This is a genomic window from Buttiauxella cochleicola, from assembly GCF_021283185.1.
Classification (GTDB): domain Bacteria; phylum Pseudomonadota; class Gammaproteobacteria; order Enterobacterales; family Enterobacteriaceae; genus Buttiauxella; species Buttiauxella massiliensis.
This window is the reverse complement of record NZ_JAJSOS010000017.1, coordinates 26,618-46,769: the sequence shown is the minus strand read 5'-3', so window position 1 is coordinate 46,769 and position 20,152 is coordinate 26,618. Positions and strand designations below refer to the sequence as shown.

Below are 20,152 nucleotides of genomic sequence, written 5' to 3'. Positions count from 1 at the left end.
CGTTCACCTAAAAGTACTTCGATCCTTCATAAATCTGCGAACGGTGAACGTGCCAGGTGGCTCACGCCAGCCCCCTGGCAACCCCGGCGTCCGGCAAATCAATCGCCGCAAGCGGTAAACCTCCATTTTGCCTCCGTGTCCGGGTCGGTTGCGATTCGTTCCAGACGATCGCGCCCTCCAGCCGTTCCCGACGGCTGGACCCGGCCACCTGGACTCAAAATGGAGGCGATTGAAGCCGGAACCAAAGGTCAACTTCAAAACCAAAACCAAAACCAAAACCAAAACCAAAACCAAAACCAAAACCAAAACCAACAGACCACACCGCGCTGGTTTTGACCTTGTTCCCGGCTCCAATCGCGCCGTTTTTTACCCTTCAGTCGGGGTCACGTGGTCGGGAACCACGTGAGAGAGCGATCGTCGGACAAAAATGTCAGGAACATTTTTGAACAACGCTTGCGTTGGCCACGAAGTGGTTCGGCACAGGGATGTGCCGAATAAACGAATCGCGAACGACCCCGAATGTTGGGTGAAAAACGGTGTTTACCGCGCAGCGGCGATTGATTTGCCGGGCGACGGGGTCGTAAGGGGGATGTCGTAATCCCCCTTACCCGTTCACCGTTCATCGATATTTATGGGATCTAATAACTTCCAGGTGAACGGAACACCACCGTGCCCAACATAATCCCCCAGTTTACTTCTGCGCTGGTCTCAGCGCCTTAACCTGATCCACCGTCACATCCCCCGGCAAACCACCCCATGTCACACGCAGATAATTCACCAATTCGGCAATTTGCTCGTCGTTCAGACGATCACCAAACCCTGGCATACTTTGCATACTCTCCCCGTTAGGGAAATTCTGCGCAGGCAGGCCGTCCATCACCGAAACGATCAGGTTCTTCGCATCGGGCTGGCGCAGCGTCGCGTTGTTCAGCATCGAAACCGCAACGTGCGGTTTGCCCTCGCCTTCACGGGCGTGGCAGCCTGCACACTGATCCAGATACGTCATGCGCCCTGCTTCGTTGCCCTGGCCGAGTTTCGCCGGGATCGCCGCCGGAGGCGCTTCGCCCATCAGGTACGTCGCCATCGCTTTTTGATCTTCAGGCGTCAAATGCTGCGTGCTCAGATCCACCACCATGTGCATTTCGCTAAACGCACTGCCCTGTGGCGCAATGCCAGTGGTGAGGAATTGCTTCACGTCGCCCGGCGTCCAGCCGCGTTGCGCTAACGCTTTCGGCGTAATATCCGGTGCCATAAAGCGCCCTAACTCGCCGCCCTGCATCGCTTTGTCGAGCTTCATCTGGCCGAGTAATCCGCGTTCGGTGTGGCATTCGCCACAGTGCCCAAGCACGTCAGCCAGATAACGCCCACGCTGCCAGTCGGCTGAGTTGCCGGTGGAAATAGCAGGCAATGGATCTTTGTCATGGAACATAATATTCCAGCCAATCAGCGCGATACGCTGGTTGAACGGGAAGGTCATTTCGTTATCCGGCGTCTTCACGTCTACCGCCGGGCGGGTCATCAGATACGCGTAAATATCGTCAGAATCCTGGCGCGAAATATTTTTGTACGAGGTGTATGGCATCGCAGGGAACAGATGGCGTCCGGTTGGGCCAACGCCCTCGGTCAACGCTTTATAGAAATCATCTTTCGTCCAGCGACCAATTCCGTAATCAGCCGACGGGGTCAGGTTGCTGCCGTAGATCGTGCCGTATGGGGATTCCAGCGGGTAGCCGCCCGCCAGCGGTGCGCCGCCGGATGCCGTGTGGCAAGCCGCGCAGTCAGCCGCTTTGGCAAGATAACTGCCGCGCTCGATTTGCTCTTTGCTGGCGGTGACTTTTTGCACCGGGCCGTCATAGGTGCGGTATTCCCGCCAGTACAGAATCGCCACGATAATGGCGATAATCACCAATACGATTAGCGTGAGACGCTTTTTCATTTCACCGCCTCCTTCACCAGCCCCGGCGTTTTCAGCACCACGTCGCGCACGGCTTCGTAGTAACGCACGTAGCCGGTGCAGCGGCAGATGTGGTTTTCCAGCGCCTGGGAAATTGCGCCTTCCAGTTCGTCGCGCTCGATCGGCTCGCGCTTGAGTTTCTCAACAAAAATCGTCGCGGCATTCACAAAGCCCGGCGTGCAGTAGCCGCACTGGAAGCTGTAGTGATCGAGGAATGACTGCTGGATTGGCGAAAGCTCGACGACTTCGCCCTGCTCGTCAACTTTAGCGTGGCCTTCCACGGTGCGGACTTTTTTGCCGTTAAAGAAATGCGCGCCGGTAATGCAGGTGCGCACTTCTTCGCTGGTGCCGCTTGGATTATCGACAATCGCCACACAGGCGTGGCAAATGCCCTGCCCACAGCCGAGGCGCGAACCGGTCAGATAAACGTATTCGTGGAGGAAATCGATCATCATCAACCCTTCCGGCACGTCAATCGGGCCGTACGGTTTATTGTTGATGGTCAGGGTCATTGGTTTGGTTTTGATGCTCATGGTAATACCTCACGAATATTTTCAGCACGGACAGGCAAATCACGGAAACGGTGACCGGTGGCGTCGGCAAGGGCGTTAACAATCGCGGCAACCACCGGGATCATCACGACTTCTGCCATGCCTTTAGGCGGGTCTGTTTCCGAAAGCGCAGGCAGGATATCGCCGGTCTGTTTCCAGACGGCAACATCGCTGGCGCGCGGCATGTGATAACGGTTGAAGTTCCATGTGCCGTTACCCGGCCCGTCTTCGTAGAGAGGTAAATATTCGTGGAGCGCGTGGCCGATACCCATCGCCAGGCCGCCCTGCAACTGCCCGGAAACCAGTTCCGGCACGATCAAGTTGCCGCATTCCATAATCGAGTGGTGATTGAGCAGTTCGACATCGCCGGTTGCGAGGCTGACCGCAATTTCTGCCAGGGTGCCGACCGCGCTGTAGTACGTCACCGCCGCGTTGTTACGCTGGGTTGGCGGGTAATAAACGTGTTCGCGAGCAAGCGTTACGAATTCGCCGTTGCCGTTGCGCACCGACAGGCCGTCAATCGGCAGACGTCGGCTTTGTTCTCCCAGTTTGAAATCGGCTTCTGCCCACTGCCAGCGGTTGAATACGTGCACCGCAGCACCGGTCATCAGCCCCATTTCATGGGCTTTTTTCGCCAACAATTCGATGCTGATAATTTCCATTCCGGCCGCGGTTAAGCCACCTTCAACCCAACGGGCATCGTCGATACGCACCACTAACGGTGCCGCCTGGCCGCCGCCGATTCCGGTACTCCAGATTGCCATCGCCGCAGGCCACACGCCCTGCTCGAACACTAAACGCGCCGCTTCACGCGTGCTGTGCGAGAAGTAAAAGGCCGAGTTGCTGGCGCTCGATGGCGAGCAGTAAGACGGTGACCACGCCGGATTAGCCGCCAGTTTGTCCTGCTCTTCCTGGGACATAATGTACGGGTCGCCGCTGGTGACAATCGGCAGTGAACTCCAGTCGGTGACGGAGAAATGCGCTTCGTCGGCAGGTTTCCCCAACCATTGCGCGCACAATACCGATTGCGAGGTCGACATGCCGGTGCCCATTTCCGCGCCGCTGTGGTGCAGCGTGATGCGCCCGTCGGCGCTCAATTCCACACGCGCAAACGAGGTTTCGGCACCAGTGCCAAAGTCTTTTTGCACGCAGCCGAAGCCGACGCCGTAGCGCTTGCCCGGATTTTTCATTTCAAATTCGGCTTTGCGTTCAGCACGTTTCAGCCAGATTTCATGTTTTGCCGCTTTCGCCAGCACTTCATCCACGCGAATCGCCCCGGCCGGAATGGCGCCCTGGGTGTTTTTCATGCCGGATTTCAGCGCGTTGCGCATACGGAATTCAATCGGGTCGATATTCAGCTCGGCGGCGATTTCATCAACCATCATTTCGGTGGCGGCCATGCTTTGCAACGTGCCGTAGCCGCGAGCGGAACCGGCGTCGATAGCGCGGGAAGCTATGCCAACCGCCGACAAATCACTTTTCGGGAAGTAGTAAATGGATTGCGCAGCCGTCGCGCCGACCATGGCAACTGATGGCGTAAAGTTGCTGCGCCCGCCGCCGTTAGCGGTCATATCACCTAAAAACGATTGCAGCACGCCGGTCTGTTTGTTCACCGCGATGGTGTAATTCATGTCAAACGCGTGGCGTTTGATTGAGGTCTGGAACTGCTCGTAGCGGTCATTGGCGAGGCGCACCGGATGGCCATCGCCATACATCGCGGCAACCGCACCGTAATATGGGAAGTTATAGTGATCTTTCGAGCCGTAGCCCACGGTGTAACACGGATGCAGAATTAGCTGTTTTACCGGTGAAGTGGCTTTTGCCAGCATGCGCGGCATTTCGTCGGCCACCTCCTGCGGGGACTGCGTCGGCACCACCATATGCAGCGTTTGCGTGGCGGGGTCGAACCAGCCGTTGGCGTTATCCGGCTCAAGGGCGGCGGTGTCGATGGATTGCGAGGTGTAGCGGCGGTTCATCACCAGCCAGTTCTGCGGCGGGTTTTTCAGCTCGGCGGCAATTTGAGAAGCATAGAACATGCCTTCCTCATCCAGCTTGCCGCCTTCGCGCCCTTCCGGCCAAACCGGCAAATGCTTTTTCATCGACACCGGGAAAATCGGCATGTCTTTCAGGCTGGAGAAATGATCGTCGTCCTGCGAGGTAGCGCCGCCGACGCGCACGAAGCGGAAGGTTCCCCATGGGTCACGTTCCAGCGGGCCGGTTTCGGCACCGTACTGAATCACTTCATCTTTGAATTTCAGTTTGTCTTTGGCGAAACGGAAACGGGCAAAATCGTGGTAGATCAAAATCGCCACGGCCTGGCCGAGATAGGCAGGCGTTTTGCCGGTTGGCAGCAGCATGTCTTCGCCGTAGAACGCCGGGAATGCCAGGCCATCACGCGCCAGATCCTCAGCGGTGACGATGCGATCCGGTTTCAGCTCATCACCCAATAAAGAGAGATCGATACCGCTAAACAGTCTGTCGGCTTTGGTGGTGCGCAGAATAAAGGCGTGAGCCTGTTTCTGCGGCCAATGAGGCATGTCTACCGCGCGAATATCGCGGGCAAAGACTTTCTGCCCCATCACTTTTGATTTCCCGTCGATTCGGAAACGGATGCGCTTGTTTTTGGCATCCCAGTTCGGCGAGTGAAGGATTTTTTGTTCGAACAGCGCGGCATACGCACGGCTATAGAGAGGGGCAAGATACACCGCGACTCCGGCTACCACCGCGCGTTTAATAAAACTGCGCCGTGATGGATTAAAATTGCTCATAAAACATCCCATTTAAATTTATTATTGTCTTTTTTTCAAACAATTATGCGTAGTTCTTATTCATTTCCGTAGTGAATATAAGTATATATATATTTAAGCTAAACCATGTGAGAATTAACATCTCATTTTCATAAAAAAAACATTGTTGCGCAAATTACTCATCATATTGCGTAATCAGGAAGGTAGTGAGGAATCACCCTTGAACATGAAAGCAGGCATTATTATTGCCGCCGCAGGATGTGCCGAACGCTTCAAAAAAGCGGGCGGCGAAGGCAATAAACTTAACGCGTTGCTCAACGACAGAAGCATGTTTGCGCAAACGCTACGTAATGCACTGGCTTCTGGTCTGCAAGTGCACGTAGTGACGCGGCCGGAAAACAGCCAGGTTCAGGCGTTGTGCCTCGCACAGCAGATTCCCGTTACGCTGATTGAAAGTTCTGGGTTGGGTGAGTCGATCGCAGCCGGTGTTCGCGCGAATGCGAACTGGCAAGGCTGGCTGATTCATCTTGCGGATATGCCTTTTGTTCCACCGGCGGTGTTTGTGGAGGTGGCCGATGCACTGAAATCTCACACGCTGGTGCGGCCATGTGTTAGCACGCAACCGGGTCATCCCGTGGCCTTCGACCGTAACTGGTACAGCAAACTCAGTCAGTTAACCGGTGACAACGGCGCACGTGAGTTGTTACGTGGCGAATCCGTGCACCTCATCGAAATTGAAGATGCCGATTCCCAGCGCGATATTGATCTCCCATCACAACTGGTTCAAAGGAGTGAGTAATCATGCAACACATTGATATTAGTGTGATTAACCAGGCTCGTGAATGGCTGGAACAACAACCCGTCTGGTTATGTACGGTTTTAAATACCTATGGTTCCTCACCCCGTTCACCAGGTGCGTTAATGGTGGCAACAGCCGACAATCGTTTTTGTGGTTCACTTTCCGGTGGCTGTGTAGAAGAGGATTTTTTGCAGCGTATTGCTCAGGGTGAATACCAGCAAGCCAGCCAGATTGTGCGTTATGGCGAAGGTGGTCTGGAGCCGGGTATTGCGTTGCCCTGCGGCGGGGTGCTGGATATTTTGGTCGAATATCTCTCTGCCACCCCCAGCAATATTATGTATCTGGAAAAGATGGCCGCTGCGCTGGCTGGCCATTTTGCCTTGCAAAAACGTCTGACGCTTCCCGAGCCTTGTCGCCACCTTGAAGTTACCGAATTTGCCGATATCACCCAGGTTGAGCGCAACGGGCAGCAGATTACTTTGCATGTCGCCGCCGCCCCGCGCCTGCTAATTGCCGGGCTTTCCAGCGTTGCGCTGTACTGCGCCGATTTTGCCAGCTCGTTGGGTTTTGAAGTCTTAGTTTGCGAGAATCGCCCGGAAGCGCTGGAAAATTTCTCCGCACAGCTTAAAGCCGACATCACGCTGCTGAAACAATTTCCCGCGAACTATCTCGAACAAAATTCCTGCCACGCGAATACGGCAATTGTCGCGCTAACCCACGATCCACGCATGGATGATTTAACCATGATGGAAGCGGTGAATACGCCCGCGTTTTATATTGGCGCAATGGGTTCGCAGAAAAACAGCGCAAAGCGGCTGGAGCGTTTGCAAAAAATCGCCGAATTAAATCCTGAAGAGTTGCAGCGTATTCATGCGCCGATTGGCCTGCCGCTGGGCAGCAAAACGCCGGCTGAAATTGCGTTGGCGGTGATGGCAGATATTGTGAAGCGGAAGAACGAAGCGCGGGGATAGTATTTTTGGGTGGATGTGCGTAGGCAACATCCACCGCAATAAATCTTACTTCTTCGCTACGTGTACGCGTGCAGTTAAACCACGCAGGAAGTAGCGCAGGAACTGGTCGCCACATTCGCGGAAGTTTTTGTTCTCTGGGGCGCGCATCATCGCGGTGATTTCTGGCATAGAGATACGGAATTCTTGTGAGGTCAGAATTTCCAGCACGTCGTCAGTTTTCAAATCAAACGCAATACGCAGCTTTTTCAGGATGATGTTATTGGTCATCTTGCGTTCGATTTTTGGTGCCGGTTTGCTTTCGTCTTTGCCGCGCTTGAAGTAAATCAGGCCGTTCAAGAAGTTTGCCATCAGGATATCCGGGCAAAGTTTAAAGTTCTCTTCGTCTTCTTTTTTGGTCCAGCTAACAATCTGCTCGGCAGTAACGGCAGTGTCGGTCAGGGCGAAGATTTTCACCATGTCGTCGTTGCCCAAATTCAGCATGTAGCGCACGCTGCGTAATACGTCGTTATTCATCATAGTGGTGATTCTCTCGTTCTAAATCTTGCAAGCGGGGGTATTTCTAAAGCGGGCAGTATATAGCGTTCTGCCGCCGCGCGCAGATTTAGTAATGAAGTCGGCACTGGAAAATGGTGAGGAGGTCGCCACTAACACTATAAACCAGACGGTCAGCATCATTGGTTCGTCGGGACCACAGCCCGCTGAGGTTTTCACGTAAAGGTTCAGGTTTTCCCAGTCCATCAAAAGGATTTCTTTGAGCATCTTCAATGAGCTTATTGATGCGCTTTAAGGTTTTTTTATCCTGCGTTTGCCACCAGAGATAATCCTCCCAGGCGTGATCGGTCCACGCGAGCAGCCTATTCGCCGTCTTCATCGATAATCTCTCTCCGTGAGATTTTGCCTGCCTGTGCCTGCGCAATGGATTCCATCAGGCGAGTCGCATTTGCCGGAGAACTCAGCAGATGTACGGTTTCCATCAAAGAATTGTAGTAATCCAGTGACATCACTACTGCATCTTCAGCATCCCGGCGGGTGATCACCGTGATATCGGCATTGTCTACAACTTCATCAAGAACCGTTTTGAGCCGATTACGGGCTTCGGAGAATGTAATAACCTGCATGATCGCTCCACTTGTGCAATTTATGGTACAAGTACAAGTCAGCAAATGGATAAAAACTAGACTGCCTTTAGCCCCAGTGCCTCTTTTAGGCTCTTCAAATAACGCCGACTCACCGGGACTGACTGCCCGTCGCGCAGCATCAACTCGGCTTGCCCGCCATCTTCAAAGCGGATCTCTTTGAGATGCACCATATTGACCAGGTATTGACGATGGCAGCGCACCAGCGGTGTGCGGCTTTCGAGCGTGCGCAACGTCAGTTCGGTAAAGCCTTCAGCGCCCTGCGCATTGGTGACATATACCCCACTCATGCGGCTGCTGGCATACATCACTTCTTCCATCTGGAGCAGGTAAATCCGGCTCTGCCCGGTACAAGGGATAAATTTAAGATCTTCCTGGTTAGGCGCAAGCAGTGTCATATCCTGATCGACGCGCTCATGGCGCAGGCGGTGTAGGGTTTTCTCCAGCCGTTTGCTGTCTATTGGTTTAAGCAAATAGTCGAACGCATGTTCTTCAAAAGCTTGCACCGCGTACTCGTCAAAGGCGGTGAGAAATACGATGTAGGGGCGCTGTTCAGGGTCAAGCATGCTCACCATTTCCAGCCCACTGATGCGCGGCATCTGGATATCAAGAAACACCACGTCCGGATGCAAGCGATGCACCGCGCCGATGGCTTCTACCGCATTACCACACTCCCCCACGACTTCAATGTCAGGCTCGTTTTGCAGCATGATGCGCAAATTCTCTCGCGCCAGCGGTTCATCATCGACAATCAGCACTTTTAACATGGGGTTTCCTCCAGAGGTAAACGTAGAGTAATACGGGTAAATCGATCTGACTCATAATCCACTTTAATACCGCAATCATCGCCGTAACGGGCGCGCAGACGTTTATCTACCAGACTCATCCCAAGTCCACTGGACGTGTTTTTTTCCTGATATAAACCGGCGTTGTCTTCAATAGAAAGCTGCAAATAATCTCCATTCTGGCAAGCATTAACCGTCACCTCCCCAACACCAAGCAACTGCGAAGTGCCGTGCTTAATGGCATTTTCAACAATGGGTTGCAGAGTGAAAGCCGGTAACTGCACCTGCGAAAGTGACTGAGGAATATTCAGTTGCACGCGTAAACGTGACTGAAAACGCGCCTGTTCGATTTGCAGATACGCATTTACATGTTCGATTTCATCGGCGAGCGTCACAATCTCGCTTGGGCGCTTGAGGTTTTTACGAAAGAAGGTCGAGAGATATTGCACCAGTTGGCATGCCTGCTCGTTATCCCGGCGGATCACCGCCACCAGCGTATTCAAAGCGTTAAACAGAAAGTGCGGGTTCACCTGCGCGTGCAGAAGCTTGATCTCTGACTGCGTAAGCATCTGCTTTTGTCGTTCATATTGCCCCGCTAAAATTTGCGCAGATAGCAGCTGCGCGATGCCCTCCCCCAGCGTGCGGTTAATTGAACTAAACAGGCGGTTCTTCGCTTCATAAAGTTTGATGGTGCCAATCACGCGGCTATTTTCACCGTACAGAGGGATAACAAGCGTCGAACCGAGTTTGCAATGCGGGTGCAGTGAACAACGGTACGGCACTTCATTGCCGTCGGCATAGACCACTTCGCCACGTTCAATTGCCTGCCAGGTATATTCAGACGAGATCGGGCTGCCAGGTAAATGATGGTCGGCACCGATTCCAGTAAACGCCAGCAGCTTCTCGTGATCGGTAATAGCAACGGCTCCGATATCCAGCTCCAGATGTAACACCTGTGCCACTTTCATACTGTTTTCCTGGTTAAAACCCCGGCGCAGAATCCCTTCTGTCGAGGCCGCAACTTTTAACGCGGTTGCCGAGAATGCCGAGGTGTATTTCTCAAACATCGCGCGCTTGTCGAGCAAAATACGCATAAATAACGCAGCACCCACGGTGTTGGTTATCATCATCGGAGCGGCGATACTTTTCACCAGATTCAACGCATCGGCAAACGGGCGAGCAATCAACAAAATAATGCCCATCTGGAAGAATTCAGCCAGCAGCGTAATACCGCCTGCGGTCAACGGATTAAACAGTAAATCGCTGCGCCCACGGCGAATCAGCAAACGGTGCAGCAGCCCACCAAGTAGCCCTTCGACAATGGTGGAAACCATGCAACTTAGCGCAGTCATGCCTCCCATCGAATAACGATGTAAGCCCCCGGTTAAACCCACCAGTCCGCCAACCAGCGGCCCGCCGAGTAACCCGCCCATAACCGCGCCAATCGCCCGCGTGTTAGCAATGGAATCGTCGATGTGCAGCCCAAAATAGGTGCCCATAATGCAGAAGATGGAGAACGTGACATAGCAGAGTAATTTGTGTGGTAAACGTACTGTGACCTGCATCAGCGGGATAAACAGTCGCGTTTTACTCATCAACCAGGCGATAACCAGGTAGACGCACATCTGCTGAAGCAGCAGTAACACCAGGTTAAACTCGTACATTGCGCCCGCCATTGAGTGTTAAACGGCGCGTAACATACAACGATGTGGCTTAACTTTCTTTGAAGGGATTCAATAATTTTTGATTTGGTGCCGGGAATCGCACTATTTCGGATAGTGTATGCCCTCACCCCGGCCCTCTCCCCAGGCTGTCTCTTAGTCACATCTTTGTGAGAAGGGAGACAGTTCCGTTCACCCGATGTTCATTGTTTCATATAGCCACTGAACTGGTGAACGTCTTAGGGTGACCACCGTCGTCACCCTAAGAACCCGGACTCCCGGCAAATCAATCGCCGCAAGCGGTAAACACCGTTTTTCACCCAACATTCGCGGTCGTTCGCGACTCGTTCCAGACGATCGCTCACTCACGTGGCTCCCGGCCACGTGACCCCGACTGAAGGGTAAAAAACGGTGCGATTGAAGCCGGAACACAAGGTCAACGTCAAAACCTAAAGACCACACCGAACCGGTTTTGACCTTGTACCCGGTATAAATTGCCCCAGTGTTCCCCATAAGTCAGGGTTGAGCTGCCGGGAGCAGCGAAAGTGAGCGATCGTCAGGAACGAATCGCGAACGACCCTGAACGTTGGGGATAAGCTGGGGTTTACCGCGCAGCGGCAATTTAATGACCGGGCGCCTGGATTATCAAGGGGTTGGCGTTAACCCCTTGATACGTTCACCGTTTTCGGGAATTAAAGAGATAACAGAACGCACGGGTGAACGGAAAATCAACGAGGCTTACAGGTCTCACCCTGACAAAATGCCCGGGTGAGTTGTAACTAAGAGACAGCTAGTTTGCTCCTTCTCCCTCGGGGAGAAGGCTGGGATGAAGGTGGTTTTAAATTACACGGCTCTGAACGCAATATCCGCTGGGATCACTTCGCCTTCCCAGTAAAGCTGCGCTGCAACGCTACCCGCCAGTTGACGGTAGATAGCGGTAAACTCGCTTTCTGGACGGTTGATCACCGTTGGCTTACCGGCATCAAGATCTTCACGCAAAGTAATGTGCAGCGGCAACTGGCCCAGTAATCTGGTGTGATATTGATCCGCCAGTTTCTGTGCGCCGCCGGTGCCGAAAATCGGCTCATTGTGACCGCAGTTGCTGCAAATATGCATGCTCATGTTTTCAACGATACCCAGCACTGGCACATCAACTTTCTCAAACATCACAATGCCTTTACGGGCGTCGATCAACGCAATATCTTGCGGCGTGGTCACCACAACAGCACCCGTTACGGGAATGTTCTGCGCAAGTGTGAGTTGAATATCACCGGTGCCTGGCGGCATATCCAGCACCAGATAGTCGAGATCCGGCCACATGGTTTCTTGCAGCATCTGCAAGAGTGCCTTGCTGGCCATCGGCCCGCGCCACACCATGGCGTTTTCATCAGTGACCAGATAACCAATGGAGTTGGTTGCCAGGCCATGCGCCAGAATTGGCGTCATATGCGTGCCGTCGGGAGACGTTGGGCGTTCGTGTTCCGCACCCAGCATCGTTGGGATAGACGGGCCATAAATATCCGCATCCAGAATCCCGACTTTCGCCCCTTCGGCAATCAGCGCCAGCGCCAGGTTCACCGCGGTACTCGACTTGCCGACACCGCCTTTGCCTGAGGTCACCGCAATAATGTTCTTCACGCCATTAATGCCGGGGTGATTTTTCACACGCTTTAAGGTGGCAATGTTGTGGCTGAGTTTCCAGTCCACCGCTTTCGCCCCAGTAATGCGTAGCAAATCCGAACTGCACTGCTCTTGCAGCGCTTCAAAACCACTGCGCCAAACGAATGGCATCAATAGCTCAACATGCAGCGTGTCGTCTAACATCGCGACATGATGCAAGGCTTTAAGCGCGGTCAGATTATGTTTGAGGGTTGGGTGCTGAAAATTGGCCAGTGTCCCGGCGACCATAGCGCGTAGCTGCTCGGGGGAACGACTTGACGGGGATTGCGAATTCATCCCGGCTCCTTATGTTTTTATTGTCGGACATTGCAGTTTGTTAAGCATACCAGATGCGACCAGGCGCGATAAAATTTCCTTGATCGCCTTGTGTGGTTTACCACAAGGCGGCTCTCAGTTAACATCTAAGGCCCTTTTCTATTTAGAAGATGCAATTTCTACTATGGCTCATACCGCGAAAAAATTATTGGTAACGTGCGCACTTCCGTACGCTAACGGCTCAATCCACCTTGGTCACATGCTGGAGCACATCCAGGCTGACGTCTGGGTCCGTTACCAACGAATGCGCGGCAACACGGTTAACTTCATCTGCGCGGACGATGCACACGGTACGCCTATCATGCTGAAAGCACAGCAGTTAGGGATTACTCCAGAGCAGATGATTGCCGAAATGAGTCAGGAGCATCAGACTGATTTTGCTGGCTTTAACATCAGCTACGATAACTATCACTCCACGCACAGCGATGAAAACCGCGAGCTGGCGTCGCTGATTTATGGCCGTCTGAAAGAGAACGGTTTTATTAAAAACCGCACTATTTCTCAGCTTTTCGACCCGGAAAAAGGCATGTTCCTGCCTGACCGTTTCGTAAAAGGCACCTGCCCGAAATGTAAAGCACCTGACCAGTACGGCGATAACTGTGAAGTTTGTGGCGCAACATACAGCCCAACCGAGCTGATTAACCCGCAATCCGTGGTTTCTGGCGCAACACCTGTAATGCGTGATTCCGAGCACTTCTTCTTTGATTTGCCGTCGTTTAGCGAAATGCTGCAAGCATGGACTCGTTCCGGTGCGCTGCAAGAACAAGTGGCGAACAAAATGCAGGAGTGGTTCGAGTCTGGTCTGCAACAGTGGGATATTTCCCGCGATGCGCCTTATTTCGGTTTCGAAATTCCTGATGCACCGGGCAAATACTTCTACGTCTGGCTGGATGCGCCAATTGGCTACATGGGTTCATTCAAAAACCTGTGCGACAAACGCGGTGATACCGAAAGCTTTGACGAATACTGGAAGCAAGATTCCACCACCGAGCTGTATCACTTCATCGGTAAAGACATCGTTTATTTCCACAGCCTGTTCTGGCCTGCCATGTTGGAAGGCAGCGGTTTCCGCAAGCCAACCAACCTGTTTGTTCACGGCTATGTGACGGTGAATGGCGCGAAGATGTCCAAATCTCGCGGCACGTTCATTAAGGCGAGCACCTGGCTGAACCACTTTGACGCCGATAGCCTGCGTTACTACTACACCGCTAAGCTCTCTTCACGTATCGACGATATCGACCTGAACCTGGAAGATTTCGTGCAGCGTGTGAACAGCGACATCGTTAACAAAGTGGTTAACCTGGCATCGCGTAACGCAGGCTTTATCGCCAAGCGTTTTGACGGCCAGCTGTCTGCTGAAATTGCTGACCCAGCACTGTACAAAACCTTTACCGATGCGGCGCAGTCAATTGGTGAAGCATGGGAAAGCCGTGAATTCGGTAAAGCTGTGCGTGAAATCATGGCGCTGGCAGACGTGGCAAACCGTTATGTCGATGAGCAGGCTCCGTGGGTTGTGGCAAAACAGGAAGGCCGCGATGCTGACCTGCAAGCCATCTGCACCATGGGTATCAACCTATTCCGCGTGCTGATGACCTGGCTGAAACCAGTTATTCCAACGCTTGCTGAACGTACTGAAGCATTCCTGAACTGCGAACTGAGCTGGGATGCTATCCAGCAGCCGCTGCTCGACCACAAAGTAAATAATTTCAAAGCGCTGTATAACCGCATTGAGATGAAGCAGGTTGAATCACTGGTCGAAGCGTCGAAAGAAGAAGTGAAAGCGGCTGCCGCTCCGGTAACAGGCCCACTGGCTGATGACCCGATTGGTGAAACCATCGCGTTTGATGATTTCGCGAAAGTGGACCTGCGCGTTGCACTGATTGAGAAAGCGGAATTTGTTGAAGGCTCTGACAAGCTGCTGCGCCTGACGCTGGATCTTGGCGGTGAGAAACGCAACGTGTTCTCCGGCATTCGTTCTGCTTATCCAGACCCGGCAGCGCTGGAAGGCCGTTTGACGATTATGGTGGCAAACCTGGCACCGCGTAAAATGCGCTTCGGCATCTCGGAAGGGATGGTGATGGCGGCAGGTCCTGGCGGGAAAGATATCTTCCTGTTAAGCCCGGACAGCGGTGCGCAAGCCGGTATGGCAGTTAAGTAATCGCAACTGAGTAACATCTTTAATGGCTCCCCTAACCGGGAGCCATTTTTATTTCCCGCCAAGGGTATATATCTAAAAATTAACTTAGCTTTGCCACCAGCGAATCTTTAAGTTATGCGTAATCGTTATTTAAGTTATCAATTTGTAATTTTTATACTGCGGACTCACTTCACCATTAATGGTCCGCCACTATGACAATTCATTCTTCACATTCTGACGTTGAATTTAAAAACCTGACTATTCGCCGCGTTGCCGGAAATATTGGCGCTGAGATTGTTGACTTCAAAATAACACCTGACATCGATGAAAATATATTTTCGCAAATAGAAGCTGCGCTGGTGAAATATAAAGTTCTCTTTTTCCGTAAGCAGACACAATTAAATGACGAATCTCACCAGGCATTTGGTGCACGATTTGGCAAAGTTGTCGCACATCCTACCGTTCCGGCACCTACCGGTACCAAACTCTTCGAACTGGATGCCTCTAAAGGCGGCGGCAGAGCGGATTCCTGGCATACCGATGTCACCTTCGTTGAAGCTTTCCCAAAAATTTCTATTTTGCGTGGCGTGAAAATTCCTGAATACGGTGGCGATACCGTGTGGGCAAACACTGCGACGGCTTATGAAAACCTGCCTGAAGAGTTAAAGCGCTTTGCTGAAAGCCTGCGAGCGGTTCACAGCAATGATTATGACTATGGCGCAGACCGTATTGTGGCCGAACAGCAGCGTCTGGATCATCACCGTAAGGTCTTTGTTTCTGCGGTTTATGAGGCAGAGCATCCGGTGGTCCATGTCCACCCGGTCAGTGGCGAAAAGGCACTGCTGCTCGGGCATTTCTTCAAACGCTTATCTGGCTTTAGCAGCCGTGAATCGGCACGCCTGTTTGAGCTGCTGCAAAACCGTGTCATCCAACTGGAAAATACCGTGCGCTGGCAGTGGCAACAAGATGACGTGGTGATTTGGGATAATCGTGCCACCCAGCATTACGCGGTCAATGATTACGGTACGCAACCGCGCCTCGTACGCCGCGTCACCATTGAGGGCGATGCCGCTGTTGCCGTTGATGGCAGCCGTAGCCGCACCTTGAGCCGCCCGGATGCGCAATCTCCCGTCAGCGAAGTGGCCTAAGCCGCGAAATAAAAAGGAAGAGAATGATGCAACGTCGGGATTTATTGAAAGCGATGGCGGCCTTCGGGGTTTATGCGATGGTACCGTCTTTTGCACGCGGCGCTAACGGTGCCAAAAAGTATGATGGCGTGACGCTGAATGTCTCGACGTTTAGCACCGCCTACCCCACTTTACTGCGCCAGTGGCTACCAGAATTTGAAGCGTTGACCGGAGCGAAAGTGAACTTCGATACGCCCGCGTTTCCGGTTTATAACCAGCGAGCGGATCTCGAGTTGTCCACCAAAGGTTCCGCCTACGACGTAGTCAACGTGACCTTTATCTACACCAGTCGCTGGATCAACTCCGGCTGGTTAACGCCGCTGGACGAATTTATCGCCAACCCAAATCTGACCAGTGCCGAATGGGATGTACACGACTTCCTGGCAGGCGGACTCGGGCCGGAAACCGGGCGGGATGGCAAACTTTACGGTATTCCCTGGGTGCTCGAAGGGATGCTATCAGGTGCCTCGCGCTTTGATTTGGTGACGCAAGCCGGGCTTAAATATCCCGATACCACCGACGATCTGGTTAAGGTTTTCCAGGCCGTCAATAAAAAGGAACGTGTGTCTGCTTATGTGACCGATAGCCATTACGGCTGGACGTTCATTCCTTATCTGCAAGCATTTGGTGGCAACGTCTTTCGCAATCCGCCTGACGACCTGTTCCCGACACTTGATACCCCAGAGGCTATCGCCGCTGCGGACTATTTTGCACGACTTATCCGCGAGTTTGGCCCGAACGGTGGCCTGACTTACACCGCGGATCAATCGACTCAGGCACTAAAATTAGGACGCGTTAATTTCTCCGACTCAAGCCAGGCCTACCTGGCGCAGCTTGGCGATCCGGCATCTTCACGCACATTAAAAACCGTGAATTTCGGCCAACTGGTACAAGGGCCTGCAGGGCGCTTCCCTGGAATGGCGGTACACGCTCTGGGCATCCCTGCCGGTTCGAAAAATAAAGAAGCGGCGTGGGCATTTATTCAGTGGGCGCTTTCTAAGCAAACCACGCAGCGGGCGGTTCAGGCGGGGTATGGTTCGCCAACACGCCGAAGCGATATTGATTCCCAGGCCTATCGCAGTAAGCAAATTATCAACGGTGTCGATTTGGCCCAGCTTTCGCTCAGCGCCATTGAACGTGCAGCCCAGGGTGGCTATATGAAATACCGCACCGTGGATGTTTACCCTCAGGTTGATCAGCAGCTCAACAAGGCTATCGCGTTGATTATTTCTGGTCAGCTTTCAGCGAAACAAGCGATGCAGCAGGCTCAAACCGCGTCGATTGCCGATCTCAGACGCTCGGGTGCGAAAATCTAAGGAGCCTTGATGAAGGGTAAAACCAACTGGCGTAGCCAACAGCGCAACGCCTGGCTGGCTGGGTTAATGCCGTCGATTATTTTGCTGGTGGTGATTACGTTATTACCGGCGATGGCATTAGTCATTACCAGCCTGACACCATTAAGCCTGACTAATCCTCAGGAAACATTTAATTTTAGCGACCCGTTAATTAATTATCGGCAACTTCTCGAGGACCCACGTTTTCTTAGTTCTATTATTACGCAAATAAAATTATCGTTAGTCAGCGTGTTATTCCAGGTGATTATTGGGCTGGGTTTAGCGTTGCTATTAAATGGCACCTCTGCGTGGTTGCATACTGCCAGGACATTATTTTTGATTCCCATGGTGCTCCCCCCTATTATCGTGGCGCTTATCTGGAAAATCATTTACACCCCGGATATTAGCCCACTGCATCAAGTCTTAGAGCTATGGGGAATCACCCTCAATTCGCTGATTGCCAATCCTGCGACGGCATTATGGGCGATTGCGGTGGCAGATATCTGGCAGTGGTTCCCGTTTACCATGTTAATGGTGCTCGCGGCTTTGCAGATGATCCCCCGCGACCCGCTGGAAGCCGCAAGTCTGGACGGCGCGCGTGCACATAATATCTTCCGCTATATCGTGTTGCCCTACATCAAACCGGTGCTGGTGGTCTGCGCCCTCTTCCGGCTTATCGACAGCTTTAAAGCCTTTCCGTTGATTTACATTTTAACCGACGGCGGGCCAGGCACAGTCACTGAAGTCACCAACTATTACGGCTTCATTCAGGCGTTTAATTTCTCGTACTGGGGCTATGGCAGCGCGATCGCGGTGGTCATTCTGGTCGGGGTATTTGTACTGAGCTATATCATTGGCAGAGCGGGGTGGAGCGATGAGCGAAAAGCTAGCGCTTGAACAAGTGTCTGGCAACGCCAGACGCAGAAAGCCATTTCGTCTGCGAGGTAGTAGGGAAGTCGCGACCTGGCTATTACTGTTGGTCGTGCTTTCCCCCTTCCTGTGGATGGTGGTGATGGCATTTCGCCCGGCCATTGAGGTGTTTGATCTCACGCTGTGGTTTACCCCGACGCTGGACGCCTTTCGCGCACTCTGGCAGGGGAATTTTCTCCACTCGTTCGGTAACAGTCTGCTGGTGAGTACGCTGTCAACGGGGCTTTCGCTGATCATCGGCGTTCCCGCGGCATGGGTATTAACACGCTGGCAATTCCCCGGGCGCAGATATGTGGCGCTGTGGATTCTGGTGACCCGTATGGCACCGCCCATCGCGTTCACCATCCCCTTTTATCTCGCCTGGCGCTGGTTAGGGTTGCAGGACACCGTCATCGGGCTGGCGATTGTCTATCTCACCTTTAATCTGGCGATTGTTATCTGGCGATTGTTATCTGGCTGATGCAGACCTTTTTTGCAGCCGTCCCTACAGCTTTAGAAGAAGCGGCCTGGCTTGATGGCTGTTCTATATGGCGAACGTTCTGGACCATCACGCTACCGCTTGTGGCTCCTGGCTTAGCGGCGACCGCCATTCTGTGTTTTATTTTTTCGTGGAACGATTTCTTCTATGCCTTGATCCTGACTCGCACTCAGGCCGTCACGGCACCAGTGGCTATCGTTAACTTTCTCCAGTACGAGGGGTGGGAGTGGAGCAAAATAGCGGCCAGCGGCACGCTGGTCATGCTTCCGGTTGTGGCATTTACGCTGCTGGTGCGCCGCTATCTGGTTCACGGCCTGACTGCTGGCGGTCTCAAGGACTAAATCATGGCAACGATTACGTTAAGCAATATTCATAAACGTTATGAAGATAACGTGATAATCAACGGGCTGGACTTAACCATTCACGAAGGCGAGTTTGTCGCGCTGGTTGGCCCTTCTGGCTGTGGGAAATCCACCCTGCTGCGCATGATCGCCGGGCTTGAAAGCATTACCGACGGCGAAATCGCGCTGGATGGTGAAATCGTTAACGATATTTCCCCACAGGATCGAAACATCGCGATGGTGTTCCAGAATTATGCGTTATACCCGCATATGACCGTGGCAGAGAACATGGGGTTTTCGCTTAAGATGCAGGGCGTGGCAAAACTGCTGATTGATGAACGCATCGCTCAGGTGGCACAAACGCTGGGTTTATCCTTGTTGCTCAAGCGTAAACCTGGCCAGCTTTCTGGCGGCCAGCGTCAGCGTGTGGCCATGGGGCGAGCTATTCTGCGCAACCCGCGCGTGTTCCTTTTTGACGAACCACTGTCAAACCTTGACGCCAAGCTGCGGGTCGAGATGAGAACCGAAATTAAAGCACTGCACCAGCGCCTGAACGCCACCATGGTTTATGTGACTCATGATCAAGTCGAAGCGATGACGATGGCCGACAGGATTGTGGTGCTCAAAGATGGTGTCATCGAGCAAGTCGGTACGCCACTTGAGCTGTACGATCGCCCACGCAATGCTTTTGTCGCCGGGTTTATTGGTTCACCTTCAATGAATTTACTTAGCGGCAAAGTCGACCGTGAATCGGTGGTCACCGATGATGGTTTGCGCCTGCCGTTAGCCAACGTTCCTGCCGTCGTACAGGGGCAGCGAGTCTTGTACGGCGTGCGGCCAGAGCATTTTTCTCAGGTTACACAAGGAGGGGTGGTGGCAGAAGTGAATGTCGTAGAACCCACCGGTGCGGAAACACAGATTGCCCTTAATATCGGTAATCAAAAGGCGATTGCGGTATTCAGAGACAGGATACAAACAAAACCGGGGAGTGAAATGCGGTTACTGCCAGACGTTCAGCTAGCGCATCTGTTTGATGAGCACAGCGGCGCACGGATTAACTAGCGCTGGCGTTCAGGGGAACAGCACACACCGGCTTCCCCTGAACGTGACGAATCCTCAATGACCCTTTACCGCAAGACCAGAAGA

At 52.9% G+C, this 20,152-nt stretch carries 19 protein-coding genes; 10 read left to right on the top strand and 9 right to left on the bottom strand.

Going from position 1 to position 20,152, the window contains the following annotated elements; translation table 11 throughout:
* The first annotated feature begins 442 nt into the window (after window positions 1–442).
* The gene (locus LVQ76_RS20845; protein ID WP_232922379.1) at window positions 443–598 is read left to right on the top strand and encodes a hypothetical protein; all 156 of its coding nucleotides are present in this window, start codon (window positions 443–445) and stop codon (window positions 596–598) included.
* Between the two features lie 93 nt (window positions 599–691).
* Here LVQ76_RS20845 and LVQ76_RS20840 read toward each other — a convergent pair whose 3' ends face one another.
* The 3 genes from LVQ76_RS20840 to LVQ76_RS20830 are packed head-to-tail and all read right to left on the bottom strand — an operon-like array spanning window position 692 to window position 5,273.
* Entirely contained in the window at window positions 692–1,936 is a 1,245-nt protein-coding gene (locus LVQ76_RS20840; protein ID WP_232865182.1) for a cytochrome c, read from the bottom strand.
* Complete coding sequence (locus LVQ76_RS20835; RefSeq protein WP_120065299.1) at window positions 1,933–2,487, bottom strand: (2Fe-2S)-binding protein; 555 nt, start codon at window positions 2,485–2,487, stop codon at window positions 1,933–1,935. Before LVQ76_RS20835 ends, LVQ76_RS20840 begins: the two co-directional genes overlap by 4 nt.
* Entirely contained in the window at window positions 2,484–5,273 is a 2,790-nt protein-coding gene (locus LVQ76_RS20830; protein ID WP_232922378.1) for a xanthine dehydrogenase family protein molybdopterin-binding subunit, read from the bottom strand. Before LVQ76_RS20830 ends, LVQ76_RS20835 begins: the two co-directional genes overlap by 4 nt.
* A 205-nt stretch (window positions 5,274–5,478) precedes the next feature.
* Here LVQ76_RS20830 and LVQ76_RS20825 point away from each other — a divergent pair, with 205 nt between their 5' ends.
* The gene (locus LVQ76_RS20825; RefSeq protein WP_232922395.1) at window positions 5,479–6,051 is read left to right on the top strand and encodes a nucleotidyltransferase family protein; all 573 of its coding nucleotides are present in this window, start codon (window positions 5,479–5,481) and stop codon (window positions 6,049–6,051) included.
* Window positions 6,052–6,053: 2 nt separating this feature from the next.
* A complete protein-coding gene (locus LVQ76_RS20820) occupies window positions 6,054–7,022 on the top strand; it encodes an XdhC family protein (RefSeq protein WP_232922377.1) in 969 nt (322 codons plus the stop codon).
* Between the two features lie 45 nt (window positions 7,023–7,067).
* Here LVQ76_RS20820 and LVQ76_RS20815 read toward each other — a convergent pair whose 3' ends face one another.
* From LVQ76_RS20815 to apbC, 6 genes are all read right to left on the bottom strand, one after another.
* Window positions 7,068–7,538: a YehS family protein gene (locus LVQ76_RS20815; protein ID WP_232904351.1), complete on the bottom strand. Its 471-nt coding sequence runs from the start codon at window positions 7,536–7,538 to the stop codon at window positions 7,068–7,070.
* 85 nt (window positions 7,539–7,623) lie between these two features.
* The gene (locus LVQ76_RS20810; RefSeq protein WP_232922376.1) at window positions 7,624–7,893 is read right to left on the bottom strand and encodes a Txe/YoeB family addiction module toxin; all 270 of its coding nucleotides are present in this window, start codon (window positions 7,891–7,893) and stop codon (window positions 7,624–7,626) included.
* Window positions 7,877–8,140: a type II toxin-antitoxin system Phd/YefM family antitoxin gene (locus tag LVQ76_RS20805; protein WP_151994450.1), complete on the bottom strand. Its 264-nt coding sequence runs from the start codon at window positions 8,138–8,140 to the stop codon at window positions 7,877–7,879. Before LVQ76_RS20805 ends, LVQ76_RS20810 begins: the two co-directional genes overlap by 17 nt.
* Before the next feature lie 56 nt (window positions 8,141–8,196).
* On the bottom strand, window positions 8,197–8,925 hold the full coding sequence (btsR, locus tag LVQ76_RS20800) for a two-component system response regulator BtsR (protein ID WP_232922375.1): 729 nt from the start codon (window positions 8,923–8,925) through the stop codon (window positions 8,197–8,199).
* Window positions 8,919–10,607, bottom strand: coding sequence for a sensor histidine kinase (locus LVQ76_RS20795; protein ID WP_232865178.1), 1,689 nt, complete (start codon window positions 10,605–10,607; stop codon window positions 8,919–8,921). The genes btsR and LVQ76_RS20795 overlap by 7 nt, the downstream gene beginning before the upstream one ends.
* 840 nt (window positions 10,608–11,447) lie before the next feature.
* Window positions 11,448–12,560: an iron-sulfur cluster carrier protein ApbC gene (gene apbC, locus LVQ76_RS20790; protein ID WP_134185311.1), complete on the bottom strand. Its 1,113-nt coding sequence runs from the start codon at window positions 12,558–12,560 to the stop codon at window positions 11,448–11,450.
* 163 nt (window positions 12,561–12,723) lie between these two features.
* On the opposite strand from apbC, the gene metG reads away from it, so the two are divergent.
* The 7 genes from metG to LVQ76_RS20755 all read left to right on the top strand — a co-directional run bounded on the left by metG (window position 12,724) and on the right by LVQ76_RS20755 (window position 20,068).
* Window positions 12,724–14,757, top strand: coding sequence for a methionine--tRNA ligase (gene metG / locus LVQ76_RS20785; RefSeq protein WP_232922374.1), 2,034 nt, complete (start codon window positions 12,724–12,726; stop codon window positions 14,755–14,757).
* Between the two features lie 191 nt (window positions 14,758–14,948).
* A complete protein-coding gene (locus LVQ76_RS20780) occupies window positions 14,949–15,884 on the top strand; it encodes a TauD/TfdA dioxygenase family protein (protein WP_232922373.1) in 936 nt (311 codons plus the stop codon).
* Window positions 15,885–15,907: 23 nt separating this feature from the next.
* A complete protein-coding gene (locus LVQ76_RS20775) occupies window positions 15,908–17,239 on the top strand; it encodes an ABC transporter substrate-binding protein (protein ID WP_232922372.1) in 1,332 nt (443 codons plus the stop codon).
* A gap of 9 nt (window positions 17,240–17,248) precedes the next feature.
* Window positions 17,249–18,154: a carbohydrate ABC transporter permease gene (locus tag LVQ76_RS20770; protein ID WP_232922371.1), complete on the top strand. Its 906-nt coding sequence runs from the start codon at window positions 17,249–17,251 to the stop codon at window positions 18,152–18,154.
* A complete protein-coding gene (locus LVQ76_RS20765; protein ID WP_232922370.1) occupies window positions 18,132–18,647 on the top strand; it encodes a carbohydrate ABC transporter permease in 516 nt (171 codons plus the stop codon). The genes LVQ76_RS20770 and LVQ76_RS20765 overlap by 23 nt, the downstream gene beginning before the upstream one ends.
* Window positions 18,647–19,006 (top strand): carbohydrate ABC transporter permease, encoded by a 360-nt coding sequence (locus LVQ76_RS20760; protein ID WP_232922369.1) that lies wholly within the window; start codon window positions 18,647–18,649, stop codon window positions 19,004–19,006. The genes LVQ76_RS20765 and LVQ76_RS20760 overlap by 1 nt, the downstream gene beginning before the upstream one ends.
* A gap of 3 nt (window positions 19,007–19,009) precedes the next feature.
* Complete coding sequence (locus LVQ76_RS20755) at window positions 19,010–20,068, top strand: ABC transporter ATP-binding protein (RefSeq protein WP_232922368.1); 1,059 nt, start codon at window positions 19,010–19,012, stop codon at window positions 20,066–20,068.
* Window positions 20,069–20,152: the final 84 nt, after the last annotated feature.

What these genes read in the sequence shown, in the direction of transcription:
- LVQ76_RS20840 (WP_232865182.1), bottom strand. Translation starts at nt 1,936, where the DNA reads ATGAAAAAGCGTCTCACGCTAATCGTATTGGTGATTATCGCCATTATC.
- LVQ76_RS20835 (WP_120065299.1), bottom strand. Translation starts at nt 2,487, where the DNA reads ATGAGCATCAAAACCAAACCAATGACCCTGACCATCAACAATAAACCG.
- LVQ76_RS20830 (WP_232922378.1), bottom strand. Translation starts at nt 5,273, where the DNA reads ATGAGCAATTTTAATCCATCACGGCGCAGTTTTATTAAACGCGCGGTG.
- LVQ76_RS20825 (WP_232922395.1), top strand. Translation starts at nt 5,479, where the DNA reads ATGAAAGCAGGCATTATTATTGCCGCCGCAGGATGTGCCGAACGCTTC.
- LVQ76_RS20820 (WP_232922377.1), top strand. Translation starts at nt 6,054, where the DNA reads ATGCAACACATTGATATTAGTGTGATTAACCAGGCTCGTGAATGGCTG.
- LVQ76_RS20815 (WP_232904351.1), bottom strand. Translation starts at nt 7,538, where the DNA reads ATGATGAATAACGACGTATTACGCAGCGTGCGCTACATGCTGAATTTG.
- LVQ76_RS20810 (WP_232922376.1), bottom strand. Translation starts at nt 7,893, where the DNA reads ATGAAGACGGCGAATAGGCTGCTCGCGTGGACCGATCACGCCTGGGAG.
- LVQ76_RS20805 (WP_151994450.1), bottom strand. Translation starts at nt 8,140, where the DNA reads ATGCAGGTTATTACATTCTCCGAAGCCCGTAATCGGCTCAAAACGGTT.
- btsR (WP_232922375.1), bottom strand. Translation starts at nt 8,925, where the DNA reads ATGTTAAAAGTGCTGATTGTCGATGATGAACCGCTGGCGCGAGAGAAT.
- LVQ76_RS20795 (WP_232865178.1), bottom strand. Translation starts at nt 10,607, where the DNA reads ATGTACGAGTTTAACCTGGTGTTACTGCTGCTTCAGCAGATGTGCGTC.
- apbC (WP_134185311.1), bottom strand. Translation starts at nt 12,560, where the DNA reads ATGAATTCGCAATCCCCGTCAAGTCGTTCCCCCGAGCAGCTACGCGCT.
- metG (WP_232922374.1), top strand. Translation starts at nt 12,724, where the DNA reads ATGGCTCATACCGCGAAAAAATTATTGGTAACGTGCGCACTTCCGTAC.
- LVQ76_RS20780 (WP_232922373.1), top strand. Translation starts at nt 14,949, where the DNA reads ATGACAATTCATTCTTCACATTCTGACGTTGAATTTAAAAACCTGACT.
- LVQ76_RS20775 (WP_232922372.1), top strand. Translation starts at nt 15,908, where the DNA reads ATGATGCAACGTCGGGATTTATTGAAAGCGATGGCGGCCTTCGGGGTT.
- LVQ76_RS20770 (WP_232922371.1), top strand. Translation starts at nt 17,249, where the DNA reads ATGAAGGGTAAAACCAACTGGCGTAGCCAACAGCGCAACGCCTGGCTG.
- LVQ76_RS20765 (WP_232922370.1), top strand. Translation starts at nt 18,132, where the DNA reads ATGAGCGAAAAGCTAGCGCTTGAACAAGTGTCTGGCAACGCCAGACGC.
- LVQ76_RS20760 (WP_232922369.1), top strand. Translation starts at nt 18,647, where the DNA reads ATGCAGACCTTTTTTGCAGCCGTCCCTACAGCTTTAGAAGAAGCGGCC.
- LVQ76_RS20755 (WP_232922368.1), top strand. Translation starts at nt 19,010, where the DNA reads ATGGCAACGATTACGTTAAGCAATATTCATAAACGTTATGAAGATAAC.